We start from the raw sequence: 22222 nt of genomic DNA on the forward strand, positions 1-22222 counted from the left end.
GATCAACGTGCTGTTCGCAATGCTCCGCGACGGCACCTTCTACGAACCCAGAACCCCACGCCTCGCTTGACGAAAGACATAGAGGCACCCCCCCGTGCTCGCCCCCCCCGAGTCCCCTCGTGCTCGCCCCCCTGTTACCCCCGTGCTCGCCCCCCCGGGGGAGTCCCTGGTCCCTAGAGCCAGCCCGCGGAGCGCGAGATCCGGATCGCGTCCACGCGGTTGCGGGCGCCGGTCTTCCGGGTGATCGCCGACATGTAGTTGCGCACGGTCCCCTGCGACAGATGCAGCCCCCGGGCGATCTCGGCGATCGTCGCCCCCTCCGCCGCCAGTTCCAGAACGTTCAACTCTCTTGGTGTCAGAGGCATTTCGGCGACCCGGAGGAAGCTGAAGGCCAGGGACTCGTCCACGAACCTCCGGCCTCCGGCGACCTCCCGGATGCCCTCGAGTAATCGCTGCGGTCCTGCGTCCTTGTTGACGTAGCCGAGCGCGCGGGCGTCGAACGCCCGCCGCAGCATTCCCGGCCTGGCCGGAGAGGCCAGGACCAGCAGCGCGGAGCCCTTGTGCGCCACCGTGCGCGCGAACTCCGCGGCGTTCGCCAGCGTCGTCGAGCCCGGGCAGTCGACGTCCACCACACAGACGTCCGGCTGCAACGACCGTGCCTGCTGCCGTGCCGTCCCCCAGGAGGCCTGCACCACCTCGAGGTCGGGCTCCCGGCCCAAGAGCGCCCCCAGCGCGGATCTCAACAGGCTGGTGTCGTGCACGAGCAGTACCCGGATCACGTCGGTTTCCTCCCACCCCAACGGGCGCCGCGCGCACAACCCGCGCGTACGCCGTCAATTCATACGAGCGTGCCCATACTCCGGACAGCGGAATCCGTTGAAAGGTGGACATGGGGGCGCACAGGTGCATGGCGTGCGACCGGCGTGTGCGCACTGGTTCGCGCCCCCTGTGGACGCACGCGGGTACGTCCGTGCGCCCTCCGGATCGCGCCGATTCCCAGGGGCTGTCGGGAATCCGGCCGGGGCGTCGGCCGGGGTGGCGGAAGGCGGCGGGGCAGGTCGGGGGCGGCGCATCATGGTGGCGCCCCAAGGCGTCGTACGGGCTCCCGCGCGCGCCCGCACAACCTCCGCGCACCCGGGAGGCTCCCCGAGGCGCCGTACGCGGCGCCCGCACGCCCGCGCAACCGCCCTGCCCGGCACCCCCGTTGACGCCCGCTCGCCCTCGCCTGCGCGCGCCCGCGCACCCCCGCGGCTCGTACGGCCGTGCGAGGGTGCGGCGAACGCCTCTAGCGCGGCGCCGTGACGTCGATCAGCCGGCAGACCGTCTCGATGTCGATCTTGACCTGGGCGATGGAGGCCCGCCCGGAGAGCCAGGTGATCAGCGCGGAGTGCCAGGTGTGCTCGATGACCCGGACCGCGGAGAGCTGTTCGGGCGTCGGCTGCCCCTCCAGCCCCATCGCGTCCAGGATGATCGCCGTGGTGAGCCGGGAGACCGTGTCGACCTCCGGGCTCACGGAGCGGTCCGTGAACGTCAGCGCGCGCACCATCGCGTCCGCCAGGTGCGGTTCGCGCTGCATCGCGCGGAAGGCGCGCATCAGCGTCTGGGCCACCCGCGCCGCGGGCTCGTCCTCGGTCGGCGGGCGCTTGCGCAGGGTCTCGTGCAGATGCCCGAGCTGGTCCTGCATCGTGGCCACGAGCAGATGCACCTTGGACGGGAAGTAGCGGTAGAGCGTGCCGAGGGCGACGCTGGACAACTCGGCGACCTCGCGCATCTGCACGGCGTCGAAGCCGCCCCGGCTGGCGAGCTGCGCGCTGGCGTGCAGGATCCGACGGCGGCGCGCCTCCTGGCGTTCTGTCAGGGGCGGGGAGGACGGCTTGGGTTCCGTGGTCATTTGTCCCATTCCGTGACTTCCGTATGGTTCGTCGTCGGCTGCGGTCGGCGGGTTCCGGGCGCACAGCATGGCAGGGGGTGCGCCGTGGCGCGAATCACCTGCTCCGGACCTTCCGGGGCCGCTACCTGCGGGTAGATTCGAAGCTCCTCGGGCGAGCAAGTCTGAAACTTGTTCTACATTAACGCGAGCGGTTACGCTCCGGCGGAACTGGCAGGGAGAAGGGGGCCGAGAGTGACCGCTGAGGCCGTACGGGAAAGCGCGCCTCGCCCCCCGGCCGGGGTGCAGCCGGGCCCCGCCGACCGCCCGCTGCGCATCGCGCTGCTGACGTACAAAGGGAACCCGTTCTGCGGCGGTCAGGGCGTGTACGTCCGCCACCTCTCCCGCGAACTCGCCCGGCTCGGCCACTCCGTGGAGGTCATCGGCGCCCAGCCGTACCCGGTCGTGGACGCCGGTGTCGCCCTCACCGAGTTGCCCAGCCTCGACCTCTACCGCCAGCCCGACCCGTTCCGCACGCCGAAGCCCGGCGAGTACCGCGACTGGGTCGACGCCCTCGAGGTGGCCACCATGTGGACCGGCGGCTTCCCCGAGCCGCTGACCTTCAGCCTCCGCGCCCGCCGCCATCTGGCCGCCCACCGCGGCCGGTTCGACGTCGTGCACGACAACCAGACCCTCGGCTACGGGCTGCTGGGCCTGGAGCGGCTCGGCTTCCCTCTGGTCACCACGATCCACCACCCGATCACCGTCGACCGGCAACTCGACCTCGACGCGGCGCGCGGCTGGAAGCGCCGCGCCTCCGTCCGCCGCTGGTACGGCTTCACGCGCATGCAGAAGCGTGTGGCCCGCCGCCTGCCGTCGGTGCTCACTGTCTCCGGCTCCTCCCGCCAGGAGATCGTCGAGCATCTGGACGTCCGCCCGGACCGGGTCCACGTGGTGCACATCGGCGCCGACACCGATCTGTTCTCGCCGGATCCGTCCGTCGCCCGGATCCCCGGCCGCATCGTCACCACCTCCTCCGCGGACGTGCCGCTGAAGGGCCTCATCCATCTCGTCGAGGCGCTGGCCAAGGTGCGCACAGAGAACCCGGACGCCCACCTCGTCGTCGTCGGCAAGCGGGCCGACGACGGGCCCGTCGCCGCCGCGATCGAGCGCTACGGCCTCGCCGGCGCCGTCGAGTTCGTCAAGGGCATCAGCGACGCGGAACTCGTCGACCTGGTGCGCGGCGCCGAGATCGCCTGTGTCCCCTCGCTCTACGAAGGCTTCTCGCTGCCCGCCGCCGAGGCCATGGCGACCGGCACCCCGCTGGTCGCCACCACCGGCGGCGCCATCCCCGAAGTCGCGGGCCCCGACGGCGAGAGCTGTCTGGCCGTACCGCCCGGGGACGCCGGGGCGCTGGCCGCCGCGCTGAGCCGGCTGCTGGACGACGAGCCGCTGCGGCGCCGGCTCGGAGCCGCGGGCCGGGAGCGCGTCCTTGCCCGCTTCACCTGGCGGCAGGCCGCCATCGGGACGGCCGAGCGCTACCGCGAGGCCATCGCGAACCGAGCCACCCGCGCCACCGTCCCGTAGCCACCGCCCGTCACCTCCCCGCAGCCGCCAGAGAAAGCAGAAGGCATTGCTGACCGTAGACTTCACCCGCTTCCCGCTCGCCGCGGGCGACCGCGTGCTGGATCTGGGGTGCGGCGCAGGCCGTCACGCCTTCGAGTGCTACCGGCGCGGGGCACGGGTCGTCGCGCTCGACCGCAACGCCGAGGAGATCCGCGAGGTCGCGAAGTGGTTCGCGGCCATGGAGGAGGCCGGTGAGGCGCCGGCGGGGGCCACGGCCACGGCCATGGAGGGCGACGCGCTCGCCCTGCCCTTCCCTGACGACAGCTTCGACGTCGTGATCATCTCCGAGGTCATGGAGCACATCCATGACGACAAGGGCGTGCTCGCGGAGATGGTGCGCGTCCTCAAGCCCGGCGGGCGCATCGCGGTGACGGTCCCGCGCTACGGTCCGGAGAAGATCTGCTGGGCGCTCTCCGACGCCTACCACGAGGTCGAGGGCGGCCACATCCGCATCTACCGCGCCGACGAACTGCTGCGGAAGATGCGCGAGGCGGGCCTGCGCCCGTACGGCACGCACCACGCGCACGCCCTGCACTCGCCGTACTGGTGGCTCAAGTGCGCCTTCGGCGTCGACAACGACCAGGCGCTGCCGGTGAAGGCGTACCACCAGCTCCTCGTCTGGGACATCATGAAGAAGCCGCTCGCCACCCGGGTCGCCGAACGCGCGCTCAACCCGCTGATCGGCAAGAGCTTCGTGGCGTACGCGACCAAGCCCCACGCCCCCTCGCTCGGCGAGGAGTTCACCGAGGCCGCGGCGGCCGCCCAGTGACGTCACCGGGGCGCACGGAGCGGCTGGTCCTGCCCGGGGTGCTCACCGCGGAGCAGGCGGCGCAGACGGTCGCGGGGATCCGCGCGGGGCAGTGCGAGGACGGCGCCATACCGTGGTTCCGCGGGCACCACCTCGACCCGTGGGACCACGTCGAAGCGGCGATGGCGCTGGACGCAGCCGGGGAGCACGAGCGCGCCGAGGCCGCGTACCGGTGGCTGGCCCGCCACCAGAACGCGGACGGCTCCTGGTACGCCGCCTACGCCGACGGCGCCGCCGACCGGCCCACCGACCGCGGCCGCGAGACCAACTTCGTCGCGTACATCGCGGTCGGCGTCTGGCACCACTACCTCTCCACCGGCGACGACGCGTTCCTCGACCGCATGTGGCCCACCGTCCGCGCCGCTGTGGAGTTCGTCCTCGAACTGCAGCAGCCCGGCGGGCAGATCGGCTGGAAGCGCGAGGACGACGGGACACCCGTCACCGACGCGCTGCTCACGGGCTGCTCCTCCATCCACCAGGCGCTGCGCTGCGCCCTGGCCGTCGCCGAGCACCGCGAGACGCCGCAGCCCGACTGGGAGCTGGCGGCCGGCTGGCTCGGCCACGCGATACGCCGTCACCCCGAGCGGTTCCTGGACAAGGACCGCTTCTCGATGGACTGGTACTACCCGGTGCTCGGCGGAGCCGTCACCGGAGCGCAGGCCAAGGAGCGCATCGAGGGGGACTGGGACCGCTTCGTGGTTCCCGGCCTCGGCGTGCGCTGCGTCTCCGACCGGCCCTGGGTGACGGGCGGCGAAAGCGCCGAACTCGCCCTCGCGCTCTGGGCGATGGGCGAGTCGGACCGTGCGGTGGACATCCTCCGCTCGATCCAGCACCTGCGCGCGGAGAACGGCATGTACTGGACGGGCTACGTCTTCGAGGACGACGCCGTCTGGCCGGAGGAGCTCACCACCTGGACGGCGGGATCGCTGCTGCTGGCTGTGGCCGCGCTCGGTGGGGACGAGGCGACCACGGCGGTGTTCGGCGGCCGGCGGCTGCCGTCGGGACTGGACCCGGACTGCTGCTGAGCCGCTGGGACTGCTGTCGGGAGAACGGCGCCTCCCCGAAAACGGTGCTCGCCGGGCAGCGCCGTGCGAGCCGTACGGGACGGGGGAACCGGGGACGGGGGAACCGGGGACGGGGACGAAGGCCGGGTGCCGGCGCCCGGCATCGTCCGTACGCGGCGGCGCGTGGCCGCTGTCGCCGTCAGACGCGGCGGAAGCGGCCGGCCACGGCGTGACCGATGAGCAGGTAGACCACGGCGGGCAGCCCGTAGTTGAGCACCGTCCGCAGCCATTCGGTGTCCATGGTGAACAGGTCGTGCGACCAGCCGGCCAGCCAGCCGGCGGAGTCCTGCACGAAGCTCACCAGGTCGTTCGACTGGTTGGCGTCGAGTAGGGACATGAGGATCCACAGGCCGAGTATCACCGCGGCGATATCCGCGACGACCACGACGATCCTGGCAGCGGTGTTTCCTGAAGTGCGTCTGGACATACACCCCGCCTTGCCGCAACCGGAGCCCGGAAACCCGCTTGCCTTTCGAGCACGTGTGCATAAGGTGCCGTCATGACATTTTTGGGACATGACCGCTACTGCTCGGAAGTCACCGTTCAGACGGGCTTGTTGAGGGACGCCATCCGTGGCGCCGACCTGTCGGCAACCGTGCCGACCTGCCCCGACTGGACGCTGGGCGACCTGGCGCGTCATGTCGGAGGTTCCCACCGCTGGGCCGCGGAGATCGTCCGTACGCGGGCGGCCGATGAGATCCCGGAGGAAGAGGTTCCGGGCTATGCGGGGCCGGACGGCGACGACCCGTCCGCCCTGGACGCCTGGCTCGCCGAGGGTGCGGGGCTGCTGGAGTCCGTACTCAGGGAATCCGGACCGGACGCCGCGGTGTGGACCTGGGCGCCGGAGCGCACGGCGGGCTTCTGGGCCCGGCGGATGACGCACGAGACAGTGGTGCACCGGGCGGACGCGGAGCGGACGGTGGACCGCGCGTTCACCGTGGCGCCGGACGTCGCGGCCGACACGATCGACGAGTGGCTGGAGATCCTGAGCGACCTGAGCGCGACCGGCCAGGACCCCGAGCTGGCCGAACTCCGCGGCGCGGGGCGGAGCATCCACCTGCACGCCACGGACACGGCCCCCGCACTGGACGCCGAGTGGCTCATCGAATTCGGCGCCGAGCGCTTCACCTGGCGCCGCGCGCACGCGAAGGCGACGGTCGCGCTGCGCGGCCCCGTCGCCGACGTCCTCCAGGTGTTCTACCGGCGGCTGCCGGCGGACAGCGATCGTGTCGAGGTTCTCGGGGACGCGGAGCTGCTGCGCTTCTGGCTCCAGCGGGCGAACTGGAACTGACCCCTGCGTGTACCGACCGGCTCGGGCGCCGGTCGGCCACCTCCGTCACCGCAGAAGCCACGTCCGGGTCAGCTCCATGACCTCCTCGCGGCTGCGACCGCCGTGGTCGGCGGCGATGAAGTGGTGGCCGATACGCACCGAGAAGACGATCATGCACCGGACCTCGACGTCGTCCGCGTCCGTGCAGAAGTCCCCGAACAGCGAGCGCAGATACTCCATGCGCCGGTTGTCGACCCGCTTGAGCCGCCGCGCGACGGCCTCGTCTCGCCGCGCCCAGTCGCGGATCGCGAGGTCGACCGTGGTGCCCGTCGTCGGTCCGTCGCCCAGTGAGGCGACGAGCGAGAACAGCCGGTCCAGCTTGGCCCTCGCCTCCCCTCCGCCGCTCTCGACCTGTTCGATCACTCCCTCGGTGACCTCGCGCTCCCAGGTGTCGAGCATCTCGGCGAGCAGCGCGCCGCGGTTCGCGAAGTACCCGTAGAAACCGCCCTTGCTGACGCCGAGCACCTGCGCGAGAGGTTCGATCCGTACGGCGTCGGGCCCTCCGGCGGCCAGTGCGCGCAGCCCCTCCTCGATCCATCTGCCGCGAGGGGTGCGGATCGCGCCCATGGTGTGTCTCCCGTCCTGCCGTCCCTCATCTATACGGAGCCGTATAGATGGGCTAACCTCTGATCTATACGGCAGCGTATAGATTGGGGCTCGCAGATGAAACTCCCCGTAACAGCGCACACGTCCCGGCCTTGGCGGATCCATGGGATCGCCGGCGACTTCCGGGTCGAGGACGTGTGGGCCATGCCGACACCGGGCGGCCCCGACGACCTCGAGCGGCTCGTGCGCCAGATGGCGAACGGCGACGGGGCGCACGTCTCCTCGCCCGTGGCGCGCCTGCTCTTCGCGATCCGCTGGAAGCTCGGGAAGCTGCTCGGGTGGGACGATGCCTCCGCCGGTCTCGGCGTCCGCGTGCCGACGCTGCGGGACCGGTTGCCCGCCGACCTGCTGAGCGGGCCGCGCGGGCCCGACCTCCAGGAGGCGCCGCTCGTCTCGGTCTATCTGACGCACGACGAGTGGGCGGCCGAGATGGCGAACCGCACCGTGCACGCCGTCATGCACATCGGCTGGGTCCCGGACGGGGCCGGCGCCCACCGCGGTCAGATGGCCGTCCTGGTCAGGCCCAACGGCCGCATGGGCGCCCTCTACATGGCGGCGATCAAGCCCTTCCGGTACCTGGGGGTGTACCAGCAGATGCTGCGGGCGATCGGGCGGGCATGGGAGGCGGACGCCGGTGCGGAGCACGGACCGGCAGGGCGTGGCGGGGCGCCGTCCGGTCCGTCGGTGACCTGACCCTGGGCCGCGCCGGACCTCCACGTCCCGTACGGGGGGGGCGGGACGTGGGGGGCCTCGCCCGCGCTCCCGGCCGGCGCCCTTCCGGGTCAGCCGTTCAGCTCCGCCAGCGTCCGGAGCGTCAGCGGGTCGGGGGCCGTCACCAGCAGGTCGGTGACCGGGCCCTTGCGCCACAACTCCAGGCGTTCCGCGATGCGTTCCCGCGGTCCGACGAGCGAGATCTCGTCCGCGAACGCGTCCGGCACGGCCTCGATCGCCTCGGCCCGCCGGCCCTCCAGGAACAGCTGCTGAATGCGGCGCGCCTCCTCCTCGAACCCCATGCGCGCCATCAGATCCGCGTGGAAGTTGCGGGCCGCGTGCCCCATCCCGCCGATGTAGAAGCCCAGCATCGCTTTCACGGGCAGCAGGCCCTCGGCCACGTCGTCGCACACCTGGGCCCGCGCCATCGGCGCGACCGCGAACCCCTCCCGCGCCTCCGTCAGCGACGCCTCGTAGACGTCCGTGCGCATCGGCGACCAGTACAGAGGGAGCCAGCCGTCGGCGATCCGCGTGGTCTGGGCGATGTTCTTCGGGCCCTCCGCGCCGAGAAGCACCGGCAGGCCGGAGCGGAGCGGATGGGTGATGGGCTTCAGCGGTTTGCCCAGCCCCATGGCATCGGGGCCGGTGTACGGGTGGGAGTGGAAGCGTCCGTCCAGCTCCACCGGGCCCTCGCGGCGCAGGACTTGGCGGATGACCTCGACGTACTCGCGGGTCGCGGTGAGCGGGCTCCTGGGGAACGGCCGCCCGTACCAGCCCTCCACCACCTGCGGCCCGGACAGGCCAAGTCCCAGCATCATCCGCCCGCCGGAGAGATGGTCGAGTGTCAGCGCGTGCATGGCGGTGGCGGTCGGGGTGCGGGCAGCCATCTGCGCCACCGCGGTGCCGAGCCGGATCCGGGAGGTGCGGGCCGCGATCCAGGTCAGCGGCGTGAACGCGTCCGAGCCCCACGCCTCCGCCGTCCAGACCGAGGCGTAGCCCAACCGCTCGGCCTCGACGGCGAGTTCGACATGCACGGGGTCGGGGCCGCGCCCCCAGTAGCCGAGTGCCAGGCCGAGTCGCATGCCGTACCTCCCGGAGCCGGTCCCACATGTCCTGACGGACTGTCAGAAAGCGTGGGTCACCGGGGACTGTACGGGGCGTGCCCGGGCAAGGCAACGGCCCCCCGCCGCGAGGGCGAGGGGCCGCGGAACGCCGGTGCGAGCCGTACGGTCAGCCGCGCTGGATCCCCGTGGTGTCCTGCAGGACACCACGGCGGCCGTCCTGGGTCTGGGCGACGAGCGCCGACCCGCGCTGGTCGACCGCGAGGTACCAGGTGCCGGGGGCCAGTTCGGCGATCGCCGTCGGCGAGCCGTCCTCCGCGTAGAGCGGACGGGTCACGGGCACGGCGAACCAGAACGGTGCGAACTCACCGCCCTGCTGGGGCGCGCCGGGACCCGGCTGCTGCGCGGCGGCCTGCGGCTGCCCGCCGTACGGCTGCTGGCCGCCGGGCTGTCCCGGCTGGCCCGGCTGCGCGCCGTACGGGGACGGGGCGCCGTGCTGCGCCGGGTAGCCGTAGCCCTGGCCCTGACCCTGGCCCGCGCCGTACGGGGACGGGGCCTGCGGGCTCGGCGTGCCCATCAGCGGGGCCTTGAGTGCCGGCAGCGTCTGGCTGAGCACGGCACCCGCGGCCAGCGCGAGCGCGGCGATGAAGCCGAGGATCTGGCCGACGCCCTTGTCGACGTCGGGGCCCCCGATGAGCGTCCACAGCGAGCTCCAGGCCGCGAACACGGCCAGGGCGGTACCCCACTGGTCCAGGCCGAGCCCGGCCAACTTCTGCCCCGCGGGCTGGAATCGAGCGGCGACGATGAGCCCCGCAGCGATCAGGCCCGCCAGGAAGATCGAGGGCAGTACGGGGAAGAGGTCGCTGTCCCAGCCGTTGGGAACGTCCCTGCAGAAGTCGCCTTCGCAGGAGTAGAAATCGAGGAACGAGGCGATGAAGAGCAACACCGCTGCTCCGATCACCACGCCGTCGCCTCGAGTGAGGGAGCGGATATTCACGTCATGTCCTTAGTCGGTCTCGTCACGAGCTGTCGCTTCGCCGGAACGCGCGGGGCGTGGCGCGGGGGTGGCCCCCCATCGTACGGATGAATCTAGCGCTGGGTTCCCGGGGGTGTCCTGCGGGTTACCGTGCTCCCGAGTCGTCCGGAGTCATGACGAGAGGTCACAGGTGATCGTGAGAGATCACGGTTTGAGGTGGTCCCCGATGCCGTCCGCGATGCCCTGTGCCGCACGCTCGCGCCACTTCGCGCTCTTCAGCCGGGCGGCCTCCCGCGCGTCGCGCATGTTGCCGCACTCGATGAACACCTTGGGCACCTTGGAGAGGTTGAGCCCGCCGAGGTCGGAGCGCACGTCCAGGCCCCTGTCGCCGATGTAGTTGGAGGGGGCGCTGCCTGTCCTGCGCGTGAACGCGTCCGCGATCCGCTCGCCCAGGTCGCGTGAGGGCCCGGTGATCGCCCGGGTGTCGGCGGCCCCGTCCTTCACCTTCGCGGGAAGGATGACGTGGAAGCCGCGGTTGCCGGTCGCGGAGCCGTCGGCGTGGATCGAGACGGCCGCGTCGGCCTCGGCCTCGTTCCCGATCCGGGCGCGCTCGTCGACACAGGGGCCCCACGCGCGGGAGCCGTCCTGGGTGAGCTTCACCGTCGCGCCCTCCGCCTCGAGGACCTTGCGGATACGGCGCGCCACGTCGAGCGTGAACGCCGCTTCGGTGTAGCCGTCGTTCGTGGACGTGCCGGTGGTGTCGCACTCCTTGCGGCCCGTACCGATGTCCACGCTCCGGTTGATCGCGTCGGCGTGCTTGCCGTTGCCCGGGTTGTGGCCCGGGTCGATCACGACCACCTTCCCGGAGAGCGGGCCCCGGCCGGGCGTGTCCCCGGCCTCGCCGCCCGGCCCCTCGCCGTCCGGTGCGCCGCCGGGCGAGGACGCGGACTCGGCGGCCGACGGCTTCGCGTCGTCCTTCCGCGGTCCGGACGACTCCCCGCCGCAGGAGACGGCGAGTGCGGCCAGGGCGAGGAGCGCGGCACCGGTGAGGGCGCCGCGCGGAGCGGGGGGTGAGCCGTTCGACACGATCGCGATGCTAGTGGCCCGTTCAGATCCCCGGAGCCGTACGCCGCAGGACGTGCAGCGAGCGGGTCGCCGAGACCTCGGTGAACGCCCCGGACTCCAGCGCCCTGCGGTAGATCCGGTACGGCGCCTGGCCGCCGTCGGCGGGGTCGGCGAAGACGTCGTGGATGACCAGGAGGCCGTCGTCCGCGACGTGCGGGGCCCAGCCCTCGTAGTCGGCGGTGGCGTGCTCGTCGGTGTGGCCCCCGTCGACGAAGACCAGGCCGAGCGGTGTGCCCCAGAGTGCGGCGGCCTGCGGGGACCGGCCGACGACGGCGACCACGTGGTCCTCCAGGCCCGCCTTGTGCAGCGTGCGGCGGAAGACGGGGAGGGTGTCCATCCGGCCGACCTCGGCGTCGACCACGGTCGGGTCGTGGTACTCCCAGCCGGGCTGCTGCTCCTCGGAGCCGCGGTGGTGGTCCACCGTGACGGCGACGACACCGGCCTCGCGGGCCGCGTCGGCGAGGAGGAGCGTGGAGCGGCCGCAGTACGTACCGACCTCGAGCAGCGGGAGGCCGAGGCGGGCCGCGTCGGTCGCGGCCGCGTAGAGGGCGAGTCCCTCATCGACCGGCATGAAGCCCTTGGCCGACGCGAAGGCGGCCATCGTCTCCGGCTTGGGGCCCGGTGCCATGCGCTCTCTCCCGCTTCCGTCCCGCGATGTCCCGGTCGTGCACCGGCGATGATCCGGCCGGCCAGGTCCGGTGGTGTTCCGTGGTGCGGCGCGCAGCCCCCGACGTGCCGCAACGGCCCATGCTGCCTCATGGGGCGGGTGCGGGGACGCGCGGGGGTGCCGATCCCGGCGGCCGGCGGTGGCCGGGGACCGGCAGGAAGCGGTGGCGCCGGGCCGGAGGCCGTCGCCCGGCCGCGGCGCAGTGCCGGGCGGGGGGCCGCGGCTCTTCGGTGCGGCCGAGCTCAGAGCCAGCCGTTGCGGCGCGCCGTCCGGGCAGCCTCCTCGTGGTCGCGGGCCCCGGTCTTGGCGGTCGCGGAGGAGAGGTGGCGGCGCACGGAGTCCTCGGAGAGGCGCAGCGCCGCGCCGATGCCCGCGGTGTTCGCGCCGTCGGCCGCCGCGGTGAGCACCTCCCGCTCGCGCGCCGTCAACGGGTTCGGGCCCGAGCCGAGCGCGGCCGCGGCGAGCACCGGGTCGATGACCGACTCGCCCGCCAGCGCGCGGCGGATCGCCTCCGCCAGTTCGTCGACGGGACCGTCCTTCAGCAGGAAGCCGGCCGCGCCGGCGTCCTTCGCACGCTGGAGATAGCCGGGGCGGGCGAACGTCGTGAGGATGAGGACCCGGCAGCCGGGGACCTCGTCGCGCAGATCCGCGGCCGCCTCCAGCCCGCTGCCGCCCGGCAGCTCGATGTCGAGGAGGGCGACGTCGGGGCGGGTGGTCAGCGCGGTGGACACGATCGCGTCACCGCGCCCGACCTGGGCCACGACCTCGATGTCCCGTTCCATGCCCAGCAGATGGGCCAGCGCGCCGCGCGTCATGCCCGGGTCCTCGGCCAGCAGGACTCTGATCATGATGGGCTCCCTGGCGTCTCCGGCCGGCCTTGCGACCTGTTCCGCCCGTTGCGTGGCGGATCCGGCGGTATGTCCGATCCTACGCCGGGAGGGCCGGGCGTGATCACCGATCTCACCCGTTCCGCCGCACGGCTTTCGGTCCGCGCGTCCCGCGGCCATGAGATCTGACGAACCGTCAGTACTCTTCCCTTGGCGCAGGGGGTGCGTTATACATGGGACCCATCGGCTAGAACGCGTTCTATGTCGAGAGCACGGGCGCGTTCCCCGCCGACCGGATGCGACCCCGGTGCGGCCGACGGTGCGGACGGCTGCGCCGGGGTCTCCTGTTCCGCCCTCCGCCCTCCGCGCCGACCACGCCTCACCGTCTCCCGACCGGCTCCACCGGCCCTCCGCGGACCGCGGACCCTCCCGAAACCACCGTGGCGAAGGAGCAGCACCGAGCATGCCCATCGACGTCGGAAAAGCCCTCTCGGCCGAGCCCCGCAGGACCGACCTGGCCTGGAACCACAAGGACGTTCTGCTCTACCACCTCGGAGTCGGGGCGGGTTCGTCCCCGGACCGGGACGACCCGGCGACCGACCCGGACGAGCTGCGCTACACCCTGGAGAGCAGGCTCCAGGTGCTGCCGAGCTTCGCCACCGTCGCAGGCGGCGCCCTCGCGGCCGCCGGCGGACTCTCCTCGCCCGGCATCGACGTCGACCTGGCGGCCGTCCTGCACGGCGGCCAGCACATCGAGCTGCACCGCCCCCTCCCCGTCCACGGCAAGGCCGTCCAGTCCTCCCGGATCGCGGCGGTGTACGACAAGGGGAAGGCGGCCGTCCTCGTGCTGCGTTCCGAGGCCGAGGACGACGACGGGCCGCTGTGGACCAGCGACACCCGCATCTTCGTCCGGGGCGAGGGCGGGTTCGGCGGGGAGCGCGGCCCCTCCGAGCGCCTCGAAGTCCCCTCGCGCGCCCCGGACATCGCCGTCGAGCGCCCCATCCGCCAGGACCAGGCCCTGCTCTACCGGCTCTCCGGCGACTGGAACCCGCTGCACGCCGACCCCGACTTCGCCGAGCGGGCCGGGTTCGACCGGCCGATCCTGCACGGGCTGTGCAGCTACGGCGTCACGCTGAAGGCGGTCGTCGACACCGCGCTCGGGGGCGACGCCACGCGCGTCCGCTCGTACACCACGCGCTTCGCCGGTGTCGTCTTCCCGGGCGAGACCCTGCGGATCCGGATGTGGCGGGGCGAGGGGAGCGTGCAGGTCGAGGTCACCGCGGCCGACCGGGACGACGCGCCGGTCCTCGGCGACACCGTGGTCCACCACGCCTGACCCGCCGCCGGTAAACCCTTAGGACCCCAGGACCCCGCGACCCCAGGACCCCGCGACCCAGGAACCTCGGCCCCGGGTCCCGCACACGCGGAGCCGCACGAACCGGCCGCAGAGAACCGCCCGCCCAGAATTGCTCGCCGAGAACCGACCGCCGGAACGGAACCGCACGGAAGGGAGCGCCCCATGCGCGCAGCCGTACTGCACGAGACAGGGCAGGACAAGCTCGATGTCCTCGAGGACGTCGAGGCCGTCGGGTTCGGCCCGGGGAAGGTGAGGCTGCGCATCCGGGCCACCGGCCTGTGCCACTCCGACATCTCCGCCATGAACGGTGTGCTGCCGCAGCCCGCCCCGTTCGTCCCGGGTCATGAGGGCGCGGGCGACGTGATCGACGTGGGTGACGGCGTCACCGGCATCGGCGTGGGCGACCGCGTCCTGGTCTGCTGGCTGCCCGCCTGCGGCAACTGCCCGTCCTGCAAGCGCGGACAGAGCCATCTGTGCCTCACCGGCTTCCTCGGCGCCGGAACCCCCAACTTCAAGCGGCCGGGCGGTGACGTCTTCGGCTTCGCGGGGACCGGCACCTTCGCCGAGGAAGTCGTGATCGGCGCCGTGTCGGCCGTACCGATCCCGGACGACGTGCCGTACGACATCGCCGCCCTCATCGGCTGCGGCGTCACCACCGGGCTCGGCGCGGTCTTCAACACCGCGAAGGTGGAGGCGGGTTCGTCGGTGGCGGTCATCGGCTGCGGCGGCGTGGGCATCAGCGCCGTGCAGGCCGCGCGGGCGGCGGGCGCCGCGCAGATCGTCGCCGTCGACCCGGTCGAGGGGCGGCGGGAGGCGGCGGTCCGCTTCGGCGCGTCCGAAGCGGTGGCACCGGAGGCGCTGGAGGACGCCAAGGCGCGGATCACCTCGGGCGAGGGCTTCGACTACGTCTTCGAGGTCGTCGGCAAATCCGCGACGGCACGCAAGGCGTACGAGACGACCCGGCGCGGCGGCACGCTCTGCGTCGTCGGCGCAGGCGCGCTGGACGACTACCTGCAGTTCAACATGTTCGAGCTGTTCTTCGACGAGAAGCGGGTGCTGCCCTCGCTCTACGGCGGCGGCGACGTCCTCCGGTCGTACGAGCGCGCCATCGCCCTCTGGCGAGCCGGCCGCATCGACCTCGAAGGGCTCATCACGCACCGCGTCCGGCTGGCCGAGATCAACGACGCCCTCGACCAGATGCGGACGGGCGAAGCGCTGCGCACCTGCATCGAGATCTGAAACGGGCCGAGGACTTCAGGAACTGAGGGGAATCGGGATGAGTCTGGACGGGAAGACGGCCGTGGTCACCGGTGCGGGGCGCGGGCTCGGCCGGGCCGAGGCGCTCGAACTCGCCCGGCTGGGTGCCCGGGTGGTGGTCAACGACTTCGGGCAGCCGGGCCGTGACGGCTCGGGCGACGCATCGTCGGGACCGGCCGAGCAGGTGGTGGAGGAGATCAGGGCCCTGGGCGGGCAGGCCGTCGCCCACACCGGTGACGTGGCCGACTTCGACCAGGCACGCGGCCTGATCGAGCTCGCCCTCGGCACGTACGGCTCGCTCGACGTGCTCGTCAACAACGCGGGCATCCTGCGGGACCGGATGATCTTCTCGATGACCGAGGGCGAGTGGGACTCGGTGATCCGCGTGCACCTCAAAGGGCACTTCAACACCACGCACTTCGCCGCGGCGTACTGGCGCGAGCGGTCGAAGGCGGCAGGCGGGCCGGTCTACGGGCGGATCGTGAACACCTCGTCCGAGGCGTTCCTCGCCGGGTCGCCGGGGCAGCCCAACTACGCGGCCGCCAAAGGCGGGATCGTCGGCCTGACCACGTCGACGGCGGGGGCGCTCGCCAAGTACGGGGTGACCGCCAACGCCATCTGCCCGCGCGCCAGGACCCGTATGACGGAGGACGTGTTCGCGGGCGTACCGGGGGGTGCTGCCGGTACGGCGACGGGCTCCGGGCCGTCGGCCGGCGCGTCCGGCGGCGGGACCGGGGGAGACGGGCCGGAGGGCATCGACCCGCTCGCGCCCGAACACGTCTCACCGCTGGTGGGCTATCTCGCATCGCCCGCCGCCGGGCAGGTCAACGGCCAGGTGTTCGTCGTCCACGGCGGCATGGTGGCGCTGCTCGAACGGCCCCGGGTCGCGGCCCAGTTCGACACGGCCAAGGACGTCTTCAGCCATGACGAACTCGACGAACTGCTCACCCCGTACTTCGCCGGGCGCCCGGCGGGGCAGACCTTCGCGGCCGCCGAGGTACTGGGCCTGAGGAAGGCGCGCTGAACGCTCCTTCACGGGCCCGCCGCGACAACGAAGCGCCCGGGCCGGACCGGCCCGGGCGCGCACGTCTCAGCCGTTCCCCGTGCCCTCGGAGGACGGGCGGCGGTGCCGGCCCTGCGCCGGTGCCTGGCCGTCATCGGACGCGGCCTGGCCCCGGTGTTTGCCGTGCCCGGTGGAAGCCTGGGCGGCCTCCTGCGGCTGCGGCTGATGCGTGTCGGTCCGTGCTTCGGACATAGAGGAGAGTCACCCCGTGGGATCGCGTCGTGCCGTGCGCTCGGGGCCGTCCGCAGCGAGTGTCGTCAAGACGGCCGACCGGCCCTCCGCACACGACTGATGAGCAGCCGTCAGTCACCTCGCCGGATGCCGACGCGCCCACGGGAGAGCTGCGCGGCCCCCGCCCGAGTCTAACCAGTCGGATGATCGTGAAGCTACCGGGTTCTGGCCATGGGGGCCTGCTGAAGGGGAACGGGGCGCAGGGCCGCGGCACCGCGCGGCTCCGGCTCCGCCGACACCCGTACGGCAAGGGCCCCTTCGGCCGCGGGAGCTGCCGTCAGCGCCCTGACCGGCGGTGCCGCGTCGGCCGGCGCCATGGTCCGTGCCACCCCGCACGGCATCTGCGGCGTGGAGCAGGGCAGCCGCAGCTCGCCCCGCGCCGTCCACAGCCCCACACCCGCCAGCCACCCGACAGGCGCCGGGAGTTGATGCAGCCGCCGTCCCGCCGGCCGCCAGATGCCCACCCGGCTGCCCGCCGGTCCGTCGATGCGCAGCGCCACCGCCACGTTCTCCGGCATCAGCATCTGCCCCGGCTGTATGGCGAACGGGGTCACGGCCGCGTCCGCGAGCCGCAGGACCTCGGGGAAGCGCAGCGGTTGACGGCTGCCCAGCACACCCCAGCCAAGCCGGTCGTGCCCGGCCGCGTCGGACCGCACGAGCAGCAGCCCGCTGTCCGGATCGGCGAGCAGCACACGGTCGTTGCTGTCGTCGGTGATCTGCAGAAGAGGACTCGTCCCGCCCCGCGCCAGGTCCACGGCCACGGCCTTGACCGGCCCGCCCTCCGCCAACTCCCGGTCCAGCGCCAGCAGTCGGCCCGTCCGGTCCAGCCAGGCGCCGCCCGAGCAGCGGCCCGGCACCACGGCGACCCGCTCGGGGCCGGCCGGGCCGCCGTGCACCCGCCACACGGCGGTGGACCGCTCGCCGGGCGCCAGCGCGTACGCGTCCGTGCCGCCCGGCGGGGGCGGGAGCAGGGTCAGGTGCTCGCACGCGACGCTGCCGAGCGGCAGCTCGCCGGTGCTGGGCCCGGACGGGTAGAGCAGCGCCACGTCGTGGCGGTCGGCGACCCGGCGGCTGATCAGCACCCGTCCGTCGGGCAGCGGCAGCAGCTCGCTCTCCACATCCTCGGGCTGGCCGAGCGGCAGCTTCACCGCGTACGGCTCGGGGCCGCCCAGGGTCCAGCGCTCCGGGAGCCAGCTCCCCGGCTGCCCGCCGCTCACCAGCCGTGCCGCGTAACCGCCGTCCGCCGCGATCGTCATCGGCGCCGGCCGCACGCGTACGGTGCCGCTGTCCGTGATGCTCTCCAGGACACAAGCAGTCATCGCCTGGTCACCTCCAGCGACGACGGTAGTTTTCGGACGCGCAGCCGACCGGTGCAAGTTGTCCAGGCTTCACACATACGGGTGTTGCCGGGCGGGTTCGGCCCGGCAGCGCACGGGAGTTGTGCTCCTCCGGTCCGCGCCGTGCCGGGGGAGGTCACCGGCGGGCTCCCGGCGCCGTTCGCGCGGCGGCGGGTGCGAGGTAACCTCTCACCCGTGCCCGCACTGTCTGATGTCATCGCCGCGCTCGACGCCCTGTGGCCCGCCGAGCGGGCGGAGGAGTGGGACGCCGTCGGTACGGTCTGCGGTGATCCGGACGCCGCCGTACAGCGCGTTCTCTTCGCCGTCGACCCCGTGCAGGAGGTCGCCGAGGAGGCCGTGAAGCTCGGCGCGGACCTGCTCGTCACCCATCACCCGCTCTATCTGCGCGGTACGACGACGGTCGCGGCCTCCACCTTCAAGGGCCGTGTCGTGCACACCCTGATCAAGAACGACGTCGCCCTGCACGTCGCCCACACCAACGCCGACCGGGCCGACCCCGGTGTCTCCGACGCCCTCGCCGGCGCCCTCGGACTGCGGACCACCGGCCCGCTCGTACCGGACCCGGACGATCCGGCGGGCCGCCGGGGCCTCGGCCGGGTCTGCGAACTCGAGACGCCCATGACGCTGCGGGACTTCGCCGAGCTGGCCGCCGCCCGGCTTCCCGCCACCGCGCAGGGCATCCGCGTCGCCGGGGACCCCGGCATCACCGTCTCCCGGGTCGCGGTGTGCGGCGGTTCGGGCGACAGCCTCTTCGACCGGGTCCGCGCGGCCGGTGCCGACGTCTACGTCACCGCCGACCTGCGCCACCACCCCGCGTCCGAGGCCCAGCAGCAGAGCCCGCTGGGCCTGGTGGACGCCGCGCACTGGGCCACCGAGTGGCCATGGGTCGAGCAGGCGGCCGCCCAGCTCGACGAGATCTCCGACCGCCACGGCTGGAATCTGCGCACGCACATCTCCCGTACGGTCACCGACCCGTGGAGCGCCCACGCCGCGTCCCACACCACCGTCACCCCAGGAGCCCCGAACTGAACGCCGCCCCCGCCGACCAGATCCGCCTGCTCGACGTCCAGGCGCTCGACCTCCGTCTGTCGCAGCTCGCGCACAAGCGCCGAAGCCTGCCGGAGCACGGTGAGATCGAGACCCTGAACGCCGACCTCGCCCAGCTGCGCGACCTGCTGGTCGCCGCCCAGACCGAGGAGAGCGACACCGCCCGCGAGCAGACCAAGGCGGAACAGGACGTGGAGCAGGTGCGCCAGCGCGCCGCCCGCGACCAGCAGCGGCTGGACTCCGGGACCATCACCTCCCCGAAGGACCTGGAGAACCTCCAGCACGAGATCGCCTCGCTCGCCAAGCGCCAGGGCGACCTGGAGGACGTCGTCCTGGAGGTCATGGAGCGTCGCGAGTCCGCCCAGGAGCGCGTCACCGAACTGACCGGACGCGTCGAGTCCGTCGAGGCCAGGACCACCGACGCCACGGGCCGCAGGGACACCGCCGAGCAGGAGCTCGACGGCGAGTCCGCCTCCGTGGCCAAGGAGCGCGAGGCGGTCGCCGCGGCCGTCCCCGGCGACCTGCTGGGGCTGTACGAGAAGCTGCGCGGGCAGCAGGGCGGCGTCGGCGCCGCGCGGCTGTTCCAGCGCCGCTGCGAGGGCTGCCGCCAGGAGCTGGCCATCACCGAGCTGAACGAGGTGCGGGCCGCGGCCCCGGACACCGTCGTGCGCTGCGAGAACTGCCGCCGCATCCTGGTCCGTACGCCCGAATCCGGTCTGTAGTCCCGATGAGTGCGGGAAGCACACGGAAGCGGCGCTTCATCGTCGAGGCGGACGGCGGCTCCCGGGGCAACCCGGGGCCCGCCGGGTACGGCGCGGTCGTCCTCGACGCCGCATCGGGCGAACCGATCGCCGAGGCCGCCGAATACATCGGCACCGCGACCAACAACGTCGCAGAGTACCGAGGGCTGATCGCGGGCCTGCGGGCCGCGCACGCCCTCGACCCGGAGGCCGAGATCCAGGTCCGGATGGACTCCAAGCTCGTCGTCGAGCAGATGACGGGCCGCTGGAAGATCAAGCACCCGGACATGCGTCCGCTCGCCGCCGAGGCGAAGACGGTCCACCCGGCCGACCGGGTCTCGTACGAGTGGATCCCGCGGGCGAAGAACAAGCACGCGGACCGGCTGGCCAACGAGGCCATGGACGCGGGGAAGCGCGGCGAGCGGTGGGAGCCGTCGCGCTCCACCGCGGCGCTCGACAGCGGCGCGGGCGGTTCCGGCGCGGGCCGTTCCGTCGCGGGGGCGCCGCGTGCGGACGCCGCCGACGAGGAGGACGACCCACTCGCCGAGCCTTCGCGGGCCACGCCGGTCGGCTGGGCGGCGCCCGCCGACCTCGGCAAGCCCACGACGTTCGTCCTGCTGCGGCACGGCGAGACCGCCCTCACCCCCGAGAAGCGCTTCTCGGGCAGCGGCGGCACGGACCCGGAGCTGACGGACGCGGGCCGGCGCCAGGCCGAGCACGCGGCCGCCGTTCTGGCGGCGCGCGGCACGATCGAGGCCGTCGTCACCTCACCGCTGCGCCGCTGCCGTGAGACGGCGGAGGTCGTCGCCCGGAAGCTCGGCCTGGACGTCCGTACGGACGAAGGGCTGCGGGAGACGGACTTCGGCGCCTGGGAGGGGCTGACGTTCGCGGAGGTCCAGGAGCGGTACGGGCCCGATCTCGATGCCTGGCTCGGCTCCGTCAAGGCGGCACCGACGGGTGGCGGCGAGAGCTTCGCGCAGGTCGCGCGCCGCGTCGCGCTCTCCCGCGACAAGCTGCTGGCGCGCTACGCGGGGCGCACGGTTCTGCTCGTCACGCATGTGACGCCGGTGAAGACGCTCGTACGGCTGGCGCTCGGCGCCCCGCCGGAGTCGCTGTTCCGGATGGAACTGTCGGCGGCGTCGCTGTCGGCGGTGGCGTACTACGGGGACGGCAACGCGTCGGTGCGGCTGCTCAACGACACCAGCCATCTGCGCTGACCGGCCGGCGGAGGGGCCGTTCGCGGCCACGCACTTCGAGGTTCTCGGGCTCCATCGGCGTACGAAAGGCTCGGTGACCGGGGCGACGGGGGTAAATCCCGCGCTCTGCACAGGGGTTGGTGCTCGGGCCGAGGGGTGGTCCGCCCGGGCCCCCGAGTCCGCATCCAGCCCCCGCCTCGAGCCCCGCCTCGAGTCCGCGTCGAGCCCAACTCCAGCCCGCTTCGAGGGACGAAAGAAGCCGGGAACCTGGTGTGTATCGGCCACCTGCGGCCACGCGCAACGCCGTCCCCGGCCATTCCGCTTCACGGGAACGCCGCACGAGAACGCGTGTGTTGGCAGAGCTCCCATGATTCCGCCCGGGGAGCCTGAGTAGTCGAATTGGCGCCAGCTCACCACCATCGCCTTGTCCGCTGTTCACGCCAGGCCTACGGTAACCGCTGCGAACAGCGGTTCTGACCAAGCCGACCAGGTCATGTACAGCCGAACGAACAGGCGAGTGACCGTCGTTACGGGGGATGGGAAATGAGCCTGCCCACAGCCAGAAACACTGATCCCGAAGAGATCCTCGTCTGCTGCGGAGGAGTCAGCGTGCCGGCATGGGTGCGTGACGCAGACCTGTCTCTTCTGACCGCGCGGGAGCGCGAAATCCTCGTCGCGCTGGGCGACTGTCTGTCGAACACCGTCATAGCGAACCGCTGGAACATCGCAGAGCGAACGGTCAAGAAGCATGTCACCAGCGTTTTCATCAAGCTGGCGATCTCTTCGCGGGCGGAAGCCGCCGTCATTGCGACCTTCACGAAGTGCGCTGCGCGGTGCCCCTCAGGACACTAGCCTTGCTTGCCAGGCACATGACATTTTCACCGGGTCACCATCAACCGCAGGGGAGAACATCTGTGTCTGCGTCAACTCTTGTACGGGAGCGCGAGGCCGCCGTCGAGCCGGTTCAGGCGAAGGCGGTCAGCGCGTACACGTCCGCCTCGATCAGCGCGTACGTGGCCGCGACCACGGCGCCCGAGCGGGTCGTCGCGTCGATGAGAGCGAAGATCGACAAGGGACTCGTCCGCTACGACGCCTGGTTCCTGATCTTCACCGCTGTCGTCCTCGGCCTCGGTGCCACGATCTTCGCCGGACTGGTGGTCTGGTGTGTGGTGAAGCAGAACAAGCGTTTCACCGGCGAGTGGTCCTTCAAGAACTTCGGCCTGAAGGTCAGCGCCGAATGCGTGTAGCCGTCTGACGGCTAGGTTTGCAGGTGCCCAGGAAGCCTCTGGTGGTACCGGGGATTCC

Annotated in this window: 24 protein-coding genes; 13 read left to right on the forward strand and 11 right to left on the reverse strand. The window is 72.5% G+C overall.

The window, feature by feature from the left end; translation table 11 throughout:
* Positions 1-173: 173 nt before the first annotated feature.
* Both ABZ822_RS31370 and ABZ822_RS31375 read right to left on the reverse strand, forming a co-directional pair.
* Positions 174-779: a response regulator transcription factor gene (locus tag ABZ822_RS31370; RefSeq protein ID WP_360861644.1), complete on the reverse strand. Its 606-nt coding sequence runs from the start codon at positions 777-779 to the stop codon at positions 174-176.
* Between the two features lie 506 nt (positions 780-1285).
* Positions 1286-1891 carry a TetR family transcriptional regulator gene (locus tag ABZ822_RS31375; protein WP_360861646.1) on the reverse strand — a complete coding sequence of 202 codons (606 nt, stop codon included), beginning with the start codon at positions 1889-1891 and terminating at the stop codon, positions 1286-1288.
* Between the two features lie 279 nt (positions 1892-2170).
* On the opposite strand from ABZ822_RS31375, the gene ABZ822_RS31380 reads away from it, so the two are divergent.
* Genes ABZ822_RS31380 through ABZ822_RS31390 form a run of 3 tightly spaced genes read left to right on the forward strand, consistent with a single transcriptional unit; the run spans position 2171 to position 5326 of the window.
* Positions 2171-3454: a glycosyltransferase family 4 protein gene (locus ABZ822_RS31380; RefSeq protein ID WP_360861724.1), complete on the forward strand. Its 1284-nt coding sequence runs from the start codon at positions 2171-2173 to the stop codon at positions 3452-3454.
* Entirely contained in the window at positions 3360-4262 is a 903-nt protein-coding gene (locus ABZ822_RS31385; RefSeq protein ID WP_360861648.1) for a methyltransferase domain-containing protein, read from the forward strand. Before ABZ822_RS31380 ends, ABZ822_RS31385 begins: the two co-directional genes overlap by 95 nt.
* Positions 4259-5326 carry a prenyltransferase gene (locus tag ABZ822_RS31390; RefSeq protein ID WP_360861650.1) on the forward strand — a complete coding sequence of 356 codons (1068 nt, stop codon included), beginning with the start codon at positions 4259-4261 and terminating at the stop codon, positions 5324-5326. The genes ABZ822_RS31385 and ABZ822_RS31390 overlap by 4 nt, the downstream gene beginning before the upstream one ends.
* A gap of 178 nt (positions 5327-5504) precedes the next feature.
* Here ABZ822_RS31390 and ABZ822_RS31395 read toward each other — a convergent pair whose 3' ends face one another.
* Positions 5505-5792, reverse strand: a complete 288-nt coding sequence (locus ABZ822_RS31395) for a hypothetical protein (RefSeq protein ID WP_360861652.1) — start codon at positions 5790-5792, stop codon at positions 5505-5507.
* Positions 5793-5864: 72 nt separating this feature from the next.
* Between ABZ822_RS31395 and ABZ822_RS31400 the strand changes: the two genes are divergently transcribed.
* A complete protein-coding gene (locus tag ABZ822_RS31400; RefSeq protein WP_360861654.1) occupies positions 5865-6656 on the forward strand; it encodes a maleylpyruvate isomerase family mycothiol-dependent enzyme in 792 nt (263 codons plus the stop codon).
* Positions 6657-6701: 45 nt separating this feature from the next.
* Here ABZ822_RS31400 and ABZ822_RS31405 read toward each other — a convergent pair whose 3' ends face one another.
* Entirely contained in the window at positions 6702-7262 is a 561-nt protein-coding gene (locus ABZ822_RS31405) for a TetR/AcrR family transcriptional regulator (RefSeq protein WP_360861656.1), read from the reverse strand.
* A 96-nt stretch (positions 7263-7358) separates the two neighbouring features.
* Here ABZ822_RS31405 and ABZ822_RS31410 point away from each other — a divergent pair, with 96 nt between their 5' ends.
* Positions 7359-7994: a DUF2867 domain-containing protein gene (locus tag ABZ822_RS31410; RefSeq protein ID WP_360861658.1), complete on the forward strand. Its 636-nt coding sequence runs from the start codon at positions 7359-7361 to the stop codon at positions 7992-7994.
* Positions 7995-8083: 89 nt separating this feature from the next.
* Here the strand turns inward: ABZ822_RS31410 and ABZ822_RS31415 are convergent, their stop codons facing one another.
* The 5 genes from ABZ822_RS31415 to ABZ822_RS31435 form a co-directional block, all read right to left on the reverse strand.
* Positions 8084-9094 carry an LLM class F420-dependent oxidoreductase gene (locus tag ABZ822_RS31415; protein WP_360861660.1) on the reverse strand — a complete coding sequence of 337 codons (1011 nt, stop codon included), beginning with the start codon at positions 9092-9094 and terminating at the stop codon, positions 8084-8086.
* Between the two features lie 148 nt (positions 9095-9242).
* Positions 9243-10070, reverse strand: coding sequence for a hypothetical protein (locus ABZ822_RS31420; protein ID WP_360861662.1), 828 nt, complete (start codon positions 10068-10070; stop codon positions 9243-9245).
* Positions 10071-10253: 183 nt separating this feature from the next.
* Entirely contained in the window at positions 10254-11138 is an 885-nt protein-coding gene (locus tag ABZ822_RS31425) for an N-acetylmuramoyl-L-alanine amidase (RefSeq protein WP_360861726.1), read from the reverse strand.
* Positions 11139-11157: 19 nt separating this feature from the next.
* Positions 11158-11802 (reverse strand): class I SAM-dependent methyltransferase, encoded by a 645-nt coding sequence (locus tag ABZ822_RS31430; protein ID WP_360861664.1) that lies wholly within the window; start codon positions 11800-11802, stop codon positions 11158-11160.
* A gap of 281 nt (positions 11803-12083) precedes the next feature.
* The gene (locus tag ABZ822_RS31435) at positions 12084-12689 is read right to left on the reverse strand and encodes a response regulator transcription factor (RefSeq protein ID WP_360861667.1); all 606 of its coding nucleotides are present in this window, start codon (positions 12687-12689) and stop codon (positions 12084-12086) included.
* 442 nt (positions 12690-13131) lie between these two features.
* Between ABZ822_RS31435 and ABZ822_RS31440 the strand changes: the two genes are divergently transcribed.
* The 3 genes from ABZ822_RS31440 to ABZ822_RS31450 all read left to right on the forward strand — a co-directional run bounded on the left by ABZ822_RS31440 (position 13132) and on the right by ABZ822_RS31450 (position 16306).
* Positions 13132-14004, forward strand: a complete 873-nt coding sequence (locus ABZ822_RS31440) for a MaoC/PaaZ C-terminal domain-containing protein (RefSeq protein WP_360861669.1) — start codon at positions 13132-13134, stop codon at positions 14002-14004.
* 183 nt (positions 14005-14187) lie between these two features.
* Complete coding sequence (locus ABZ822_RS31445) at positions 14188-15264, forward strand: Zn-dependent alcohol dehydrogenase (protein WP_360861671.1); 1077 nt, start codon at positions 14188-14190, stop codon at positions 15262-15264.
* A 37-nt stretch (positions 15265-15301) separates the two neighbouring features.
* Entirely contained in the window at positions 15302-16306 is a 1005-nt protein-coding gene (locus ABZ822_RS31450) for a 3-oxoacyl-ACP reductase (protein WP_360861673.1), read from the forward strand.
* A gap of 66 nt (positions 16307-16372) precedes the next feature.
* Here the strand turns inward: ABZ822_RS31450 and ABZ822_RS31455 are convergent, their stop codons facing one another.
* Positions 16373-16537, reverse strand: a complete 165-nt coding sequence (locus ABZ822_RS31455) for a hypothetical protein (protein WP_360861675.1) — start codon at positions 16535-16537, stop codon at positions 16373-16375.
* Positions 16538-16731: 194 nt separating this feature from the next.
* On the reverse strand, positions 16732-17895 hold the full coding sequence (locus ABZ822_RS31460; protein WP_360861677.1) for a hypothetical protein: 1164 nt from the start codon (positions 17893-17895) through the stop codon (positions 16732-16734).
* Between the two features lie 213 nt (positions 17896-18108).
* Between ABZ822_RS31460 and ABZ822_RS31465 the strand changes: the two genes are divergently transcribed.
* From ABZ822_RS31465 to ABZ822_RS31485, 5 genes are all read left to right on the forward strand, one after another.
* Positions 18109-18963, forward strand: a complete 855-nt coding sequence (locus ABZ822_RS31465; protein ID WP_360861679.1) for a Nif3-like dinuclear metal center hexameric protein — start codon at positions 18109-18111, stop codon at positions 18961-18963.
* The gene (locus tag ABZ822_RS31470) at positions 18960-19703 is read left to right on the forward strand and encodes a C4-type zinc ribbon domain-containing protein (RefSeq protein WP_360861728.1); all 744 of its coding nucleotides are present in this window, start codon (positions 18960-18962) and stop codon (positions 19701-19703) included. The genes ABZ822_RS31465 and ABZ822_RS31470 overlap by 4 nt, the downstream gene beginning before the upstream one ends.
* 5 nt (positions 19704-19708) lie before the next feature.
* Entirely contained in the window at positions 19709-20938 is a 1230-nt protein-coding gene (locus ABZ822_RS31475) for a bifunctional RNase H/acid phosphatase (protein WP_360861681.1), read from the forward strand.
* 522 nt (positions 20939-21460) lie between these two features.
* The gene (locus ABZ822_RS31480) at positions 21461-21769 is read left to right on the forward strand and encodes a LuxR C-terminal-related transcriptional regulator (protein WP_360861683.1); all 309 of its coding nucleotides are present in this window, start codon (positions 21461-21463) and stop codon (positions 21767-21769) included.
* 62 nt (positions 21770-21831) lie between these two features.
* The gene (locus tag ABZ822_RS31485) at positions 21832-22164 is read left to right on the forward strand and encodes a hypothetical protein (protein ID WP_360861685.1); all 333 of its coding nucleotides are present in this window, start codon (positions 21832-21834) and stop codon (positions 22162-22164) included.
* The last annotated feature ends 58 nt before the right edge of the window (positions 22165-22222 follow it).

The organism is Streptomyces sp. NPDC047108 (genome assembly GCF_040643575.1).
Classification (GTDB): domain Bacteria; phylum Actinomycetota; class Actinomycetes; order Streptomycetales; family Streptomycetaceae; genus Streptomyces.